We start from the raw sequence: 13,667 nt of genomic DNA, 5'->3' as shown, positions 1-13,667 counted from the left end.
CCCGGTCCTTCCGATAGAAGGGCTGGAAGATGCGCGTCTCCTCGCCCGGGAGCAGGCCTGGGCCGCGATCGTCCACGCAGAAGGCCAGGCGTCCATCGCGCTCGAAGATCTTCAGGGCCTCCACGCCTTGGCCGTGCTTCCGAGCGTTCTCCAGGAGGTTGGCGAGTGCCCGGCCCAGCAGCGTCGCGTCCGCCACCAGGGAGGTGCTCGCGGCCTCCACGGACAGCTGCTCCGCGGGCAGTCCGTGCCGCTCCAGCGCCCGGGAGGCCAGCTCCTTGGCATCGAGGGGGCGGGGCGCCACCTGGCCGAAGTCCAGCCGTGAGCTGGCGAGCAGCTCGCCCACCAGCGCGTCCAGCTCCACCACCTCGCGGTCTACATTGTCCAGCGTCCTGGGATCTCCGCCGCCGTCGCGGAGGATCTCCGTCAGGACGCGCAGACGCGCCAGCGGGGTGCGCAGCTCGTGGGACACGGCGGCGAGCAGCTCCCGCTGATCCGCCATCTGGCGCTCGATGCGCGCGGCCATGTCATTGAAGGCCTCGGCGAGCTTGCCCATCTCGCCCGTGGCGCCGCGGCCCAGCTGAACGCGGGTCTCCAGCTTCCCCTCACCCAGGCCGCTGGCGGCGCGGACCAGCTCATCCATGGGACGGGTCAGCCGCCGGGAGATGGCGCCCGAGAGCATCCACAGCATGGCTCCGGAGAGCAGCAGGGGCAGGATGCTGCGCCAGGGACGCCGGGCACGGGTGCGCCAGTAGCAGGCCTGGGCTGTCCCCAGCAGGGTTCCCTCTCGCATGACGGGGACCGTGTAGTCCGGCTTGTCGCAGGCGGTGCCCTCGCGGATCAGCAGCGCCCCGGACGCGTCCCGCAGCTCCACATCCACGTTGAGGTCGCGGGAGATGTCTTGGACGAGGGCATCCCTCCGCACGGGAACGTCCCACACCTCGGCGAAGCGGTTGCTGACGAAGGTGCGGGCCAGCTCCATCTCCTGACGCCAGGTCGAGCCCCCCGTCAGGTTCATCACCGTGGCCACAATCAGGCCCGTGACGAGGATGGAGAGCCCGAACCAGATGAAGATCCGCCGGTGCAGGCGCGCGTGGAGGTAGCGGCCCAGGCGCGTCTTGTACCAGGGGCCGTGGGGACGATGGCCATGGCGCCAGGGAGGGCCGCTGTGCCACCGGTCGTGGGGCCCGTGGCCAGGAGGCCAGTGCCCTTCAAAGCGGCGGTCCTGTGACGCGGGGGAGGAAGCGCCGTCGGGCTGCGTCGGGGGCTCGCCACGAGGCTCGGAGTCATGGGGGCGGCCGGGCTTCATCACACGCCCTCTTTGGCGAAGACGTAGCCCACACCGCGCACCGTCTTGATGAGCTTTCCGCCCTCGTCCCCGAGCTTCTGCCGCAGGTGGGAGATGTGGACATCCACGGTGCGCTCGCCCACCACGGTGTCGCTGCGGCCGGCCTCGCCCAGCAGGGCATCCCGGGGGACGACGCGGCCCGCGCGCCGCATGAGCGCCACGAGCAGATCGAACTCGAGCCCCGTGAGCTCCACGGCCTGCCCGTTCATCCTCACCTCGCGCCCGGCCACGTCGATGGAGACGCCGCTGGACTCCAGCCGGTCCGCCACCGAGGAGGGCTGCGCGCGCCGGAGCACGGCCCTCAGCCGCGCCATGAGCTCGCGAGGGCTGAAGGGCTTGGCGAGGTAGTCGTCCGCGCCCAGCTCCAGGCCCACCACGCGGTCCGTCTCATCCCCTCGGGCGGTGAGCATGAGGATGGGGATCTGCCGCCTGGCGCGGATGCGCTTGCACACCTCCAGGCCATCCATGCCCGGCATCATCACGTCGAGCAGCACCGCGTCATAGGCGTTGGCCTCCAGCGCGGCCAGCCCGCGTCCCCCATCCGGCGCGTGGGCCACCGTGATGCCGTTCTGCCCCAGGTACTGCGCGAGCAACTCGAACATCCGGGTGTCGTCGTCGATGAGGAGGACGCGGGTCGCCATGGGTGGCTCAGGACTCTAGCGCGGGCCGGAAGGCGCGGGGGCCTCGGGGCTGGCGGACGCGGGTGTCTGGGCGCCGCCAGGGCAGGGCGCGCACGTGGGAGACGCGCGCTGCTCCATCCAGGCGCGGCGGCACTGGGAGCGGTGGCGGAGGCTGGAGAACCCGGAGGCGTAGCCTCCGATGGTGCCCAGGGTGAGCATGGCAATGAGGATGCGGCGACGCATGGCAGTCGTTCCTTTCCGGTTCTGGTTCTGGTTCTGGTTCTGGTGTCGTGTCAGGGGGCTCAGACGTACCGGGGCCCGCCGCGCCAGCCGCACCCACCGTGGCCACGGTAGCCGTAGCCCCAGCCGTGCTCGATGAGGTCCGCCAGCTCGCGGCGCTGGCGTGGATCCAGCGACTCGTGGATCTGCGCCAGCGAGGTGCGCAGCGTCTCGCGCAGGTTGGCGATCAGCGCGTCATGCTTCTCGTAGAGCGTGCGCACCGAGGCCGCGTCGAACTCCTCGCTGCGCAGCGCCTGGGCGATGGCGGCCCGGGTGGTGCGGACCTCGTCGCGCAGCTTCTCGAAGGCCTCGGTCAGCTCGTCCGCGGCCTTGACGAAGACCTTCTCCTGGCCGGGCGAGGTGTCCAGCCGCTCGAAGAGCCAGCGCATCTTTCCGCGCCAGCTCCAGCGCCCGCCGCGGCCCCCGTGGTGGTGCCAGCGCCCCCGGCGAAGCGTGAAGATGAGGCCAGCCAGGCAAGCGGTACCAAAGAAGAATCCAAACATGTTCCTGCTCCTTGGAAAACCGAGCGGACAGGCGCTCGGGAATCGCGTTGTGTGGAGCAGAAGGTAGAGAGCGGGTGTGAAGGGGAGGCCTCTGCCGGCGTGAAGAAGTGTGAAGGGTGGGGTGTGTTCAAAAAGGAATGAGGGGGGGACCTGAGGGGTTACATCGGCGGCGCCCCGTGATAGAGGGGCAGCACCGGGGCGATGTCCGCTCTGGAGACGTCCGGCCTACGATGTAGGTCGTGCTTAGCCGGAAAGAAGAAGAGCAATGGCAACTGGTACTGTGAAGTGGTTCAATGATTCCAAGGGTTTTGGCTTCATCGCGCAGGAGGGTGGCGAGGATGTGTTCTGCCATCACACCGCCATCCAGTCGGACGGGTTCCGCACGCTCGCTGAGGGTCAGCGCGTGGAGTTCGACGTGAAGCGCGGCCCCAAGGGGCTTCAGGCAGAGAACGTTCGCGTCGTGGGCTGACGCGCATCATTACACTCGCCAGAGCGAGGCCTGGCCCTTATGAGGGGCTGGGCCTTTTGTTTTTGGTTCTCAGACCTTAATGCTGCTGAAGGAGGGCACCGTGCCTCAACACCCGGGAATGTCGAAACGCCAGAAGGAACTGGCGCGCAAGGAGAAGAACAAGGAGAAGGACGTTCGGCGCGATCAGCGGAAGAAGGAGAAGGCAGATCGTGTCATCCAGCCCGGCCAGGAGGGTGTGGATCCGGACATCGCAGGCATCATCCCCGGGCCGCAGCCGCCGCTTGAGGGCTACTAGGCTCTTGGCAGTGCCCCTGAGGCCGAGCCCCTGCTCTCTTCCGTTGAGGAGGGAGCAGGCGGGTTCCCTCGGGGTGTCGTCCCTCGCTCCTTCCTTACCTTCCCTTCAGAGACGTTCAGCGGCCAACACCGCGAAGCGGGAGGAGACGAGGCATGGGTGACACCAGCGTGAAGAAGGTCGAAGCACGCCACTCTCCGCGCGGGGAGATGGGGCAGAAGTACCTGGCCTCGGGAATCCGCGTGTCCATGCGGCTGTGGGAGGACGAGCAGCCGGCAGAGCCAGCGGCGCCTGTCGCGCGTGACTACGAGACGGTGGGCTACGTGGTGAAGGGCAGGGCCGAGCTGCACCTGGAGGGGCAGATCTTGCTGCTCAACCCGGGAGACTCATGGCTCGTCCCCCGTGGCGCGAGACACACGTACAAGATCCTCGAGGCCTTTACCGCGGTGGAGGCCACCAGCCCGCCGGCGTCCGTGCATGGCCGTGACGAGCAGGCCCCGAAGGGGCCGGCGCAGGCCTGAGGTGGCGCCCGCCCCAGCGCCTCGGTGAAGCTTCCCGAGGAGCGGGGAGGGGCACCGCAGTGGGCCCTCCTGGATTCGAACCAGGGACCAATCGGTTATGAGCCGGGGTGGGGTGGGTTGGCAGGGGCTCGCAGGCCCTGTCACCGGCTCGCAACCTGTTGAAAAGACGGGCGTTCCGCAGAGGGGGGAGGCGTCGGCGGTTAGCACCGTTTCCACCGCTTCGACTGGCCGTGGTGCGCCCGTGGTGCGGAACATGGTGCGGCCCGTGGCGCCGCCGCTGCTCACCGTGCGCGCGGTGTCGGCGGAGTTGGCCGTCTGCCGGGCCACTGTCTACGCACTCCTGGAGCGCGGGGAGCTGGAGCGGGTGTGGGTCGGGGGTTCCATCCGGATCCCGGTCGCGTCGCTTGAGGCGTTTCTCGCCCGAGGGCGCCGCTGATGCGCGCCCGGCGGTTCCCAGTTCCCGCCTCCGCAACGGGAACCAGAGGCTCTGCCATGAGCTCGCGCTCTGGCCCAGCGTTCCCTCCGCGGCAGGGCGCCGACTTGCCGTGCCCAAAGGGCACTCACGTCGCACCCGTGCCCACACGCACGTCCGGGCAGCTCGCGTTCGGATTCCTTGGGGACCTGCCTCGTGTGGATCGCCGCGCGCAGCGCGCCTTCCGCCCCCACCTCCGCGGGCGGACGCAGCCGGAGGGACAGCAGCTGGTCCTCCCCCTGCGGTCGGCCCCGGGTGCGCGCCGCTACGCCGGAGTCGAGGCCATCGCGCTCGAGGATGCTCTGCGCGCCGCTCGTGCAGGAAGTCCGGGGGCGGTTGAGCACCTCTTGGAGCTCACCCGGTCGGAGGTGGCCGAGGTGGCGCGTGCCGCGTGGCGCCCGGGGTGCCCTCTTTCCCTGGAGGACCTGCAGCACGAGGGGGAGCTGGAGCTGCTCCGCCTGAAGGCGTGGGAGCGCTTCACGCCAGGTGTGGCACGGGGCCGCACTCTGTGGCCCGCCTATGTGCGCAAGCTGGCCAGGCAGGCCATGGGCCGCGCCCTGGAGGCCACCGCGCCGATCCACGTCACCCGCTGGGGGCGTCGGCAGAGGAAGGCAGCCCAGGCACGCGCCGTGGCCGAGGAGAAGACGCTCGAGGAGGTGCTGTCCAAGGGTGGCACCTCCCATGCCGGGGCGCTCCTGCTGGCCGAGGAGAGCCTGCGGGCGGTACCTCTGGAGGAGGCCGCCCTCGTTTGCGACGAGTTGGAGATCATGCAGTCGGATCGGGCCGAAGAGGCCCGGGCGGTGGTGGCTCTCGCCGCGCTGCCCGTGCGCCTCCGGGTTGCGGTGGCGGGGCCCATGGGGCTCCTGCGCGAGGGGGTCGTGGGGGACAGGGCTCTCGCGCGCCGCCTGCACACCACGCTGGAGGGTGTCCGCCAGCTCCGGGAGGAGGGCCTGCGCGAGCTTCGTGCAGCGCTCGCCGAGGCATAGGCCATGCCCCTCATCGCTGCCAAGAAGCAGGGTTCATGCACCGCCTGCGGAGGGCGCATCCGGAAGACGGAGCAGGCGTTCTACACGGCCGCCACGGGCCTCCGGCACCCCGAGCCCCAGTGCAGGAATGCCGCCAGCTCTGTGCACCGGCCTAACGCGCGCGCGGGGCGTTGCTCCTGCGGCGCGTGGGTTCCGGCAGGGAAGGGCCGCCTGGTGCACCAGGGCGAGAAAGAGCGGGACGGGCAGTGGGGACAGATCTGGGCCGTTCGCTGTGAGGGGTGTGGACGATGAGCGTGGACAAGTTCAGCGGCGCCGCGAGCGCCGAACGGGAGGGAGGGCTGATGCACAACATCGCGCGTATCCTGGTGGTGTTCTCGATCCTGCTGGTTGCCTGTGACGCTGGAGAGACACCCGCCACTCCGGAGGCGCTGGGTACCATGCGCTCTGCTGGGCTCCTGCAGCCGGGGCCACGCCGGGCCGTGGCGGCCATCGCCTGCATGGGCTCGCTCGAGGCGGACGGTTCGCGCTCCCTGCACCATGAGGCGCGCTTCTTCTCGGAGGGCAGCGCTTCCACCACCTGCGCGGTGCGGATCGCCTCCACCGAGTGGCTGGGCTCTGCCGAGCACCCATGGGGCAGGACGGGCCAGCCTGGCGCGGTGTGCATGGTGGACGTGGAGGGAGGGTACTGGCGCTTCCAGCTGGCGCAGGACCATGGCTCCACCATCGCCACTCGCGTGCAGGCAGGTCGTTTCGAGGAGTGGCTACTCGCCTGTGCTCAGCTCACGAAGTAGCGCACCCCGTCCAGGGAGAGACTGTTCCCGGCGGCGATGCTGCTCACCTTCACTGGGCCCGTTACCTCGCAGTAGACCCGCGCCATGGTCCCCGTCGTGGTGCCCCTGTCGAACACCCGCCGGTAGTCAGCCGGCCTCACACCTGCCGGAAGGGTGAACATGGTTGCATCGTTGGCGGGCGCAGGAGATGGGGCCAGCGCCATGCCGCGGAACTCCGCCTCGCCCAGGTCATTCACCCGGTACTGCACGGGGCCGTACACGGCGAGGTTCGCGTTGCTCCAGGAGTTCTCGAAGGCGACGTTCGTCCAAGCGCCCCAGCCCACGGCCCGCAGCGCATCCACGCTGTCCACGGTGAGGGAGCCGCCGTAGCTGCCGGAGCGGCTGAAGCTCACCTCTCCGAAGCGGGCCCCGGCGGGAATCGTCACCCGCTGTACCGCGCGCGTCCACGTGTTGGTCGCCGCGCTCGCCCCGAGGTTCACGCTCACAGAGCTGAGGGCCCCGAGGTTCGCGTCCAGGTAGGTGAAGGCGAGCACCCCCGAGGCCGTGGTGCCCACGCTCTGCTTGTAGAAGCAGGAGAAAACCCACACCTCGCCCTCGCGCACGGTGAAGGGCTGTCCGGTGAGCGTCGCTGTGGTGGCCGTGTTCGGGAAGTGGATGGCGACCTTGCCGCTGAGCACGTCCGTGGTCGTCTGCGCGTGCGTGTTCCACGTGCCGCTGAAGCTCCATGCATCCGGGGGAGAGCTCGTGCCGGTACTCACCTCGAAGTCCCCGTTGAGCGGGAGCACGCCCCAGGAGACGCGCGGCTGCAGAATGCCCGGGGCCACGTACTTGGGCGTCAGGGTGAGCTGGGCGCTCGCCGTGCCCCGGTTGCCCTTCGCATCCCTCGGCACCACGCGCACGTAGTAGGTGGTGCCCGGCGTGAGGTCCGCCACGTTGAACTCGGTGGCGTCCGAGGTGTTGCGGCACGTGGAGCTGCTCGGCGTGAAGCCGTTGGTGGTGCTCACGTGCAGCTCGTAGGAGGCAGCCCCTGGGCCCAGGGTGGGCGCGGTGAAGCGCACGCGCAGTCCCGTCACCGTCTCCGCGGTGGCGAGGCTAGAGGGCGCATCCGGCCCGGTGAAGGGCGAGGCAGGGGCGATGCCCGGCCGCTGCTCCATGTCCAGCCAGGTGCGCCGGCCAATCGTGGGGCGGCCGAGCAGCGTGATCTTCGTGGTGGCGCCGCCCGCGTTGAGGGTGTGCGTGAGGCTCTGCACCGAGGCTGTCTGGTCCGCGGTGAAGTGCACCGCATTGCCCTCCAGCTTCACCAGGTCTCCCAGCTCCAGGCCCGGGTGAAAGAGTACCTCGAAGGAGACGCCGAGGGGCGCGTCCTTGAGATCCGCCAAGCCAGTGTTGGCCAGCGTGGTTGCCTCTGAGGACGTGTCCACGTTGGAGGTGGCGTCCTCGGCGATGCGCATGAATCTGCGGCCGTTGGCGGCAATGCTGGTGGCGTCGCTCACGCTCACCGTCTTCCGCTTTGGGTTGCCCGCTACGTCGAGATCGCTCCTGTCCGAGTACACCACCTCCACCACGTTGCGGATGTCGGCCATGGAGGTGCGCACCTCCTCGAGCCGCTGGTACTCGCCTGGCCCATACGTCCACGCCGGCACGGTGGCGCTCCTGTCCGGGCTCCAGAACCACAGGCGCCAGTTCCCCGTGCCAGGCCCGGAGCTCAGCCACTTCCACCGCACCTCCCAGCCGAGCTGGCGGGCCAGCGCGGAGAGGGCATCCGCCACGGGCTCCCCCTTCTGCACGTACTTCTTCAGCGCCCAGCTCGGGGAGAGCGGCGTGTAGAGGGTGAAGGCGGACAGTCCGTTGTCATCCAGGATGTCCTGCTGCACGAGCTGCACGTCCACGCCCGTGGGGCTCCCGTACTCCCGCTCGCTCTCAATGACGGTGTCCTGGAGCAGGCCCCATCCATAGTCTCTGCCGGTGAAGACGAGATCTTCCGCGCAGTCGACCTCATCAATCCGCCCGCGGAACACCTCGGCCCAGTCCGAGGAGGTGGGCTCCATGCCGAGCGGCACCACGGCGGCCTCCACCGTGAAGAGCCTCCCCTCCTTGAGCAGCGCGGAGTAGGCGCCTGAGAAGGTGTTGATGGCCGTGCCCACCATCAGAGGAGCAAGGGAGGCCCCGTTCACCTCCCGCTTGCAGCGCACTGTGGCCCCAGTGGTGGGCGAGTCCGAGGAGTTGCTCCAGCTCACCTCCTCGAGGAAGTCTCTGCTCTCCAGGTTCGTGAGGTCGTACCAGAGGCCTGAGCGCTCTACCTTCACCCGGGCCCATGCGCTGTAGCCCACCGTTGAGTTGAGCGTCGCCAGCTGCTGCGTCGTGAGAGTTCGCATCCCTTTTAGAAGGGGTGCTCAGACACCTGAGAGAGTGAAGTCGAACACCTCCCCCGTTGTGAAGTTGCCGTCCTCCTCGCGCATGGGCACCCGGCGTGCTGCCCCCGCCTGGCCCACGGTCGTGAGTCCAGGAGCCTGTACCCCGGGGCCAGTGGCCCTCACGAGGGGAAGCCCCGGCCACTCCTCGTCCGCGCAGAAGTCCTCGAGGTAGGGCACCCACTCAGCCGGCACCACGTAGGGCAGGGCCACCAGGTCATCTACGAGGATTTCATCCCCACTCCCCACAGTGAGGATTCCGCTGGCCGCGAGCACAAGCTCGGCCGGCGCTGTGGCGATCACTCCATCCTTCCAGCAGGTTCCTCCGCTCGTGATGATGTAGTGGCTGTAGTTGGCGGGCTCGGACAACGCCAGCCACGCCATCAACGTCCATTCAGTCCAATCCCAAGAGGCGTCCGGGGTGAGATCCCATTGCACGAAGCCCGTGAGCGAGAACACCCGAAGCCCATAGGCTCCGTGCTTTCCTTCGTCTGGAGCGATCTCGTAATCGGCTGAAGCAATGGGCAAGAGGGCGCGCGAGCTGTTGAGGCTCTGCTCCTCGAAATTCCAGCTGTGTCCCTCCCCCTCAATGAGGGCGCGCAGCAGCTCGGCATCCTCCAGCAGCAGTCCGCCCTGATCCGTGGTGAAGCGGTAATCCCGCTTCCTCGCCCGGGCCGTGGTTCGTGGCGCGCCGTTGAGGGAGCGCACCACCTCCCCGAGCCTCACGGGTTGGTACTCGCTTGCGGAGCACTCCACGGGAATGCCGTGAATGTACAGGTGGGCCATGGCTCACTCCACCGCGTACCGGCCCGGTCGGCCCCGTGAGCCCGTGCGCGCAAAGCCGAGCCTGTCCATGAGCTTCTCCAGCTTCTCCATCGCCTCAGGTACTGAGGTGGTGGTGATGTTGACGGTGTCGATTGCTGGGCCGCTGCCCACTCCACCCGGCGTCTGGCCTGGCGCGGTGACGCCGGTACCGCCCCAGGGAGAGGGCGTGCCGCTGTCCCACGTGCCGCCGCCGCTCGGAGGAGGAGGCGCGGAGGGCACCGGCATCGTCCCCGGGCCCTGAGGATCCTGGGCGGAAAAGGAGGCCAGCGCGTACTTGAAGGCGCTCGGGACGTTCGTGAGGGCCTGCGTCGCCTTCTCGGTCGCCTGCCGGTTCCGGATGACTTCGGCCGTCTCCTTGGCCTTCTCCAAGGCTGCCTCGTAGGTCATCCCCGTCAGGGACTGGAGAGCGCGCGCCATGGCCTCGGTGTCCACCTTGGCCTTCTGCAGGCCATCCGCCCAACCATCCAGGAAGCCGAGCGGCTTCACCCCGAACACGCTGATGTCCGCGAGCATGCGGAACACCTTTTGGATGGCCCCCACGATGCCGTTCCACACGTCCCCGAGCGCCTTCATGACGGTGAGGATGATGGTGCTCACCGTCTTCAGCACGGAGAAGAGCGCCTTGAGCGCCGGGCCCGCGAAGAGCTGCAGCGGGTTGAGCACCACCATGAGCGCCTGCACCACCAGGGCGATGACGGGGGCGAGCCCCGCGAGGAGCTCGCCGAGCACCATGATGCTGGGCACCAGCGGCTCGACGAACGCAGAGAGGGACTGGAGGACTGGCGTGAGCGCCTGGAGCCCCGCCTCGATGAGGTGGGCGATGGCCCCCACCAGAGGAATGAACGGTTCCACGAGCTTCCCCAGCCAGTCGGCCACCATGCCGATGAGGCCGGAGAGCGTCTCCACCAGCACTGCGAACTGCTGGCTCCGGGTGAGCAGGTCCGCGATGACGGCAATGAGCCCCCCAGCAGGCCCGCCTGCCGCCATGCCCTGCTGGAAGGTGGAGAAGAGCGCGGACAAGTCCCCGAAGGCCCCGGCGAACCGCTGCGCCAGAGACTCCCTCGCTGCGCGCATGGCGTCCGCGGCGGAGTCCGCGAGCTGCTTGGCCTGCTCCTTCAGGTAGTCAAGCCGGGCACGCACGGCGCTGCTCATGCCTGACTGGAACTCGCGCGCCGAGGCGCCCAGCCCAGGGCCCTTACCCACGGTGCTCACGTCCACGTCCTCGAAGGGCTTGCGCACCTGTCCGGCAGGCCCGGCCAACACTCCACTCAGCGCGGCCTTCAGTCTGCCGGGCAAGTCCTCGAGGCCCGTGTCCTTGGCCAGGCGCTTCAGTCCCTTGGTGGAGTAGGCGAGGCCGTAGCTCACCCCCTCGGCCACCTCCTTACCCACGGACACCGCGCCGTTCGCCAGGGTGGTGGCCGCCTCGGTCACCTTGTCCGCGAGGAAGCTTGCTCCGCTCTGCAAGTCGCGGAGGATCCTGTCTCCGGTGAGCTGCTGCAGGTCCTCGTACACCGAGGCGAGCCGGTCCAGGCCCAAGCCGCGCGCCAGCGGAGCCATCACCCCGCCGATCTTCCGCGCCACCCCTGCCACGACATCCAACAGCGTCTTCAATCCCTCCAGCAGGAAGCCCTTGAGTGTGGTCCACCAGCCTCCGAGTGTGTCGGCTAGCTTCTTCCCGAGGTCCTTGATGGACTCCCAGGCGCTCAGCACGGCGGCCTTCATGCCCGTGCTCGAGTCGTTCCAAGCCTCGTAGAGCGTGCCGGCCAGCAGCACGATGCCCGCCACCGCAGCGGCCACTGCGGCGATGGGGATGAGCACGCCCGCGAACGACAGCGCCATCTTGGCGAGGCTCTGGGATACCCCTGCCTCCATGCCTGCCACCGCCTTGCCGAGCGCCGGGAAGGTGCTGGCGCTTGCCGCGCCCAGGCCCTTGGCCGCCACGCTGGCCCCGTTGAGAGCTGGCACCAGCACCAGCCCGGCCGCCTTGGCTACTCCTTCCACCAACCCTGCCGCCTTGCTCAGCACCGCAGCTCCAGCGCCGACCCCGGCACCGAGCACCACGAATTGGGCCACTGCCGCCTTCACCTCGGGAGAGAGCCGCTGGAAGGCGCCCACCACCGAGCCCACAGCCGCGGTGAGCTCGCGGAGGAAGGGCCCGAAGGCGTCCCCCAAGTCCGCCGCCAGCGTGTAGAGGTAGCCCTTCAGGTGCTCCAGGTCCCTCTGCATCGCGCGGTTGGACTGGGCGGCCGCCAGCACCGCGCCCCCCATGGCCGCCGCGAAGACTGCGCCCACCTCGGCGATCCCCTTGGCCGCCTCCTTCACCCGCTTGGCGGTGTTCTCCACGGACTTGATGATCTGGCCCATCGACTGAGTGAACTCGCCGATGGCGGCGCTCACCGAGACGTAGACGCTGCCTGCCTTGAGTGCTCCGGACATGGCCTACTTCTCCTTCGGCTTCACCACGTAGCGGGTGTGAGTCCTCACCGTGTGCGCACCACCTGCTGCTGGCGCAGCGGGCGGTGTTGAGCTTGCGGTGCGGCGTTGGCTCTTCTCGTACTGCTCCACCTCGAGCTGGCAGTACCCAGCCACCAGAGCCACCTCGAGCATGCTCCAGGCCAGCACCTCGGAGGGGCGCTGGCCCAGACGGATGGCGACGCCCACCGAGTGGCTCAGGTCGGCGTCGCCTCGGAGAAATCCTTGGCCACGTCCGTGAGCTTCACCGCGTGGCCGATGGCGGACATGCAGTCCTGCTGTACCTCCATCAACCAGGGCGCTTGGAGAACGGTGTCGAGATCGCCGCCGCTGGAGAACATGGGCCGCAGCCCGCCCGGCGCGAAGAGGCACGTCGCCACGATGCGCGCCATGAGGCGGACCGTCGCGAACTCGCTCACCGGCTTGTGCTCCTTGTCCACCTCCCCGGCCTTCTGGGCCGCGTCGAGGACGGACATGAGCAGGTGCTCGGGCGGACGACGGATGATGACGGGCACCTCCTCCCCGTCGATGTTGAGGGTGCGCTCCAGGTGAATGCGCCACTGGGCGCCCGTCAGCTTCGCTTTGATATCCACAGGTAGCTCCTACGGTGGTTGTGGTCGTGGCTCTGGCTCAGGCTTCGACGACAATCGGGACGGGCGCGCCGCTCACCTTGAAGGACACGCTGCCGTTGATGTAGTCGCCGGCGGGCCAGCTCTTGTTGTTGCTGTCGAAGAAGATCTCGTACTGGTAGCCCTTCGTCTGGCCAGCCGTCGCGGCGGGGTTGTTGATGACGTGGACCCACGCGGAGGTCCCGGCCGCCGCTGCGGTGTGAATTGTGCCCTGCACGGTGCTATTGCGGACGACGCGGTACTCCAGCGAGCCGCTGTACTCGTGCCACGTGACGCCCTGCTTGGTGTGCCCGTCGCTATTGAGGTTCTGCCGGGGCTGCACGGTGTGCGCGCCGTTGAGATCAAACGAGGAAGTCTCCTCGAGCTTGTTGCTGTCGGAGAGCGTGGTGTCGTCAGCTTCGGTGACGTGAATGGCTTCGGCATATGCCGGGGTAGGGTCTGCCATGGGGCTGCTCCTTGTGAGGTTGCTACTTCGCTGGGAAGAAGCGGCGGAGCACTTCGGCCACGCTCTTCGCCACGGCCTTCCGGGCCCGGCCGCGCGCCCCCTTGAAGCTCTTCTTCATCCAGTGGGGAGGGGGCTTCTCTGTCTGCGCTCCCCAGTGGAAGCCCTCATGGATGGCGCCAGCCGCGGGGTGGTTGTAGCCCGCGAGCCAGGTGGTGGAGAGGGGCGGGCCCAGGTTGTACTCGGGCCCCGTGAGGAAGGCCGTCTCGGCGAGGTTGCTCGCGTCCGTGGGGTTGCCGCGCGGCACGAGGAAGTTGGACACGTCGAGGGTGTGCCGGACGACATCTCTGCATGGGTGGTCCAACTCGCGCAGCACGAGCTCCGGGTTGTCCCGGAGGCGCTTCAGGTCGCGCACATCCACCGTCACCTTCACCTTGCCGCGAGCCACAACGTCACTCCGGGATTGCCGGGCTCACCTTGTGTTCGGCCGTGAGCCACGGGGGAATGGGGTGGCCCTGCTCCAGGTAGTCGGCCAGCCACAGCCGGAAGCTTTCGGTGAAGCGCCACCGCAGTAGGTGCTCGACTCCTCCGCCACAAAAGCCAGTGAGCG

Annotated in this window: 17 protein-coding genes; 6 read left to right on the top strand and 11 right to left on the bottom strand. The window is 68.7% G+C overall.

Going from position 1 to position 13,667, the window contains the following annotated elements; translation table 11 throughout:
* The 4 genes from VD972_RS09440 to VD972_RS09425 all read right to left on the bottom strand — a co-directional run.
* Window positions 1–1,306: HAMP domain-containing sensor histidine kinase (locus VD972_RS09440; protein WP_324984154.1), on the bottom strand; the 1,306-nt coding region annotated here is incomplete at its 3' end.
* Window positions 1,306–1,986, bottom strand: coding sequence for a response regulator transcription factor (locus tag VD972_RS09435; protein WP_324984150.1), 681 nt, complete (start codon window positions 1,984–1,986; stop codon window positions 1,306–1,308). The genes VD972_RS09435 and VD972_RS09440, both read right to left, overlap by 1 nt.
* A gap of 15 nt (window positions 1,987–2,001) precedes the next feature.
* Window positions 2,002–2,208: a hypothetical protein gene (locus tag VD972_RS09430; protein ID WP_324984147.1), complete on the bottom strand. Its 207-nt coding sequence runs from the start codon at window positions 2,206–2,208 to the stop codon at window positions 2,002–2,004.
* A 59-nt stretch (window positions 2,209–2,267) separates the two neighbouring features.
* Window positions 2,268–2,747 (bottom strand): Spy/CpxP family protein refolding chaperone, encoded by a 480-nt coding sequence (locus tag VD972_RS09425; RefSeq protein ID WP_324984144.1) that lies wholly within the window; start codon window positions 2,745–2,747, stop codon window positions 2,268–2,270.
* A gap of 265 nt (window positions 2,748–3,012) precedes the next feature.
* Between VD972_RS09425 and VD972_RS09420 the strand changes: the two genes are divergently transcribed.
* From VD972_RS09420 to VD972_RS09395, 6 genes are all read left to right on the top strand, one after another.
* The gene (locus tag VD972_RS09420; RefSeq protein WP_324984141.1) at window positions 3,013–3,216 is read left to right on the top strand and encodes a cold-shock protein; all 204 of its coding nucleotides are present in this window, start codon (window positions 3,013–3,015) and stop codon (window positions 3,214–3,216) included.
* A 100-nt stretch (window positions 3,217–3,316) separates the two neighbouring features.
* Window positions 3,317–3,511 (top strand): hypothetical protein, encoded by a 195-nt coding sequence (locus tag VD972_RS09415; protein WP_324984158.1) that lies wholly within the window; start codon window positions 3,317–3,319, stop codon window positions 3,509–3,511.
* Window positions 3,512–3,663: 152 nt separating this feature from the next.
* Complete coding sequence (locus VD972_RS09410) at window positions 3,664–4,029, top strand: cupin domain-containing protein (RefSeq protein WP_324984137.1); 366 nt, start codon at window positions 3,664–3,666, stop codon at window positions 4,027–4,029.
* Between the two features lie 241 nt (window positions 4,030–4,270).
* Complete coding sequence (locus VD972_RS09405; RefSeq protein WP_324984134.1) at window positions 4,271–4,465, top strand: helix-turn-helix domain-containing protein; 195 nt, start codon at window positions 4,271–4,273, stop codon at window positions 4,463–4,465.
* 137 nt (window positions 4,466–4,602) lie between these two features.
* Window positions 4,603–5,487 carry a hypothetical protein gene (locus VD972_RS09400; protein WP_324984131.1) on the top strand — a complete coding sequence of 295 codons (885 nt, stop codon included), beginning with the start codon at window positions 4,603–4,605 and terminating at the stop codon, window positions 5,485–5,487.
* Between the two features lie 287 nt (window positions 5,488–5,774).
* Complete coding sequence (locus tag VD972_RS09395) at window positions 5,775–6,278, top strand: hypothetical protein (RefSeq protein ID WP_324984127.1); 504 nt, start codon at window positions 5,775–5,777, stop codon at window positions 6,276–6,278.
* Here the strand turns inward: VD972_RS09395 and VD972_RS09390 are convergent.
* Genes VD972_RS09390 through VD972_RS09360 form a run of 7 tightly spaced genes read right to left on the bottom strand, consistent with a single transcriptional unit; the run spans window position 6,263 to window position 13,505 of the window.
* The gene (locus VD972_RS09390; RefSeq protein WP_324984122.1) at window positions 6,263–8,653 is read right to left on the bottom strand and encodes a fibronectin type III domain-containing protein; all 2,391 of its coding nucleotides are present in this window, start codon (window positions 8,651–8,653) and stop codon (window positions 6,263–6,265) included. The genes VD972_RS09395 and VD972_RS09390 overlap by 16 nt on opposite strands.
* A gap of 18 nt (window positions 8,654–8,671) precedes the next feature.
* A complete protein-coding gene (locus VD972_RS09385; protein ID WP_324984118.1) occupies window positions 8,672–9,475 on the bottom strand; it encodes a hypothetical protein in 804 nt (267 codons plus the stop codon).
* Between the two features lie 3 nt (window positions 9,476–9,478).
* On the bottom strand, window positions 9,479–11,950 hold the full coding sequence (locus VD972_RS09380; protein WP_324984114.1) for a hypothetical protein: 2,472 nt from the start codon (window positions 11,948–11,950) through the stop codon (window positions 9,479–9,481).
* A gap of 3 nt (window positions 11,951–11,953) precedes the next feature.
* Complete coding sequence (locus VD972_RS09375) at window positions 11,954–12,175, bottom strand: hypothetical protein (RefSeq protein ID WP_324984112.1); 222 nt, start codon at window positions 12,173–12,175, stop codon at window positions 11,954–11,956.
* 8 nt (window positions 12,176–12,183) lie between these two features.
* The gene (locus tag VD972_RS09370) at window positions 12,184–12,579 is read right to left on the bottom strand and encodes a phage tail protein (RefSeq protein WP_324984109.1); all 396 of its coding nucleotides are present in this window, start codon (window positions 12,577–12,579) and stop codon (window positions 12,184–12,186) included.
* Between the two features lie 37 nt (window positions 12,580–12,616).
* A complete protein-coding gene (locus tag VD972_RS09365; RefSeq protein ID WP_324984106.1) occupies window positions 12,617–13,060 on the bottom strand; it encodes a hypothetical protein in 444 nt (147 codons plus the stop codon).
* Window positions 13,061–13,082: 22 nt separating this feature from the next.
* A complete protein-coding gene (locus tag VD972_RS09360; protein ID WP_324984103.1) occupies window positions 13,083–13,505 on the bottom strand; it encodes a hypothetical protein in 423 nt (140 codons plus the stop codon).
* Window positions 13,506–13,667: the final 162 nt, after the last annotated feature.

This window comes from Hyalangium sp. (assembly GCF_035629615.1).
GTDB lineage: Bacteria > Myxococcota > Myxococcia > Myxococcales > Myxococcaceae > Hyalangium.
This window is presented reverse-complemented; position numbering and strand designations above follow the sequence as displayed.

Bases quoted from the DNA above. Each gene is read 5' to 3' on its own strand.
- VD972_RS09380 (WP_324984114.1), bottom strand. From the start codon at position 11,950: ATGTCCGGAGCACTCAAGGCAGGCAGCGTCTACGTCTCGGTGAGCGCC.
- VD972_RS09385 (WP_324984118.1), bottom strand. From the start codon at position 9,475: ATGGCCCACCTGTACATTCACGGCATTCCCGTGGAGTGCTCCGCAAGC.
- VD972_RS09435 (WP_324984150.1), bottom strand. From the start codon at position 1,986: ATGGCGACCCGCGTCCTCCTCATCGACGACGACACCCGGATGTTCGAG.
- VD972_RS09410 (WP_324984137.1), top strand. From the start codon at position 3,664: ATGGGTGACACCAGCGTGAAGAAGGTCGAAGCACGCCACTCTCCGCGC.
- VD972_RS09425 (WP_324984144.1), bottom strand. From the start codon at position 2,747: ATGTTTGGATTCTTCTTTGGTACCGCTTGCCTGGCTGGCCTCATCTTC.
- VD972_RS09420 (WP_324984141.1), top strand. From the start codon at position 3,013: ATGGCAACTGGTACTGTGAAGTGGTTCAATGATTCCAAGGGTTTTGGC.
- VD972_RS09395 (WP_324984127.1), top strand. From the start codon at position 5,775: ATGAGCGTGGACAAGTTCAGCGGCGCCGCGAGCGCCGAACGGGAGGGA.
- VD972_RS09390 (WP_324984122.1), bottom strand. From the start codon at position 8,653: ATGCGAACTCTCACGACGCAGCAGCTGGCGACGCTCAACTCAACGGTG.
- VD972_RS09430 (WP_324984147.1), bottom strand. From the start codon at position 2,208: ATGCGTCGCCGCATCCTCATTGCCATGCTCACCCTGGGCACCATCGGA.
- VD972_RS09365 (WP_324984106.1), bottom strand. From the start codon at position 13,060: ATGGCAGACCCTACCCCGGCATATGCCGAAGCCATTCACGTCACCGAA.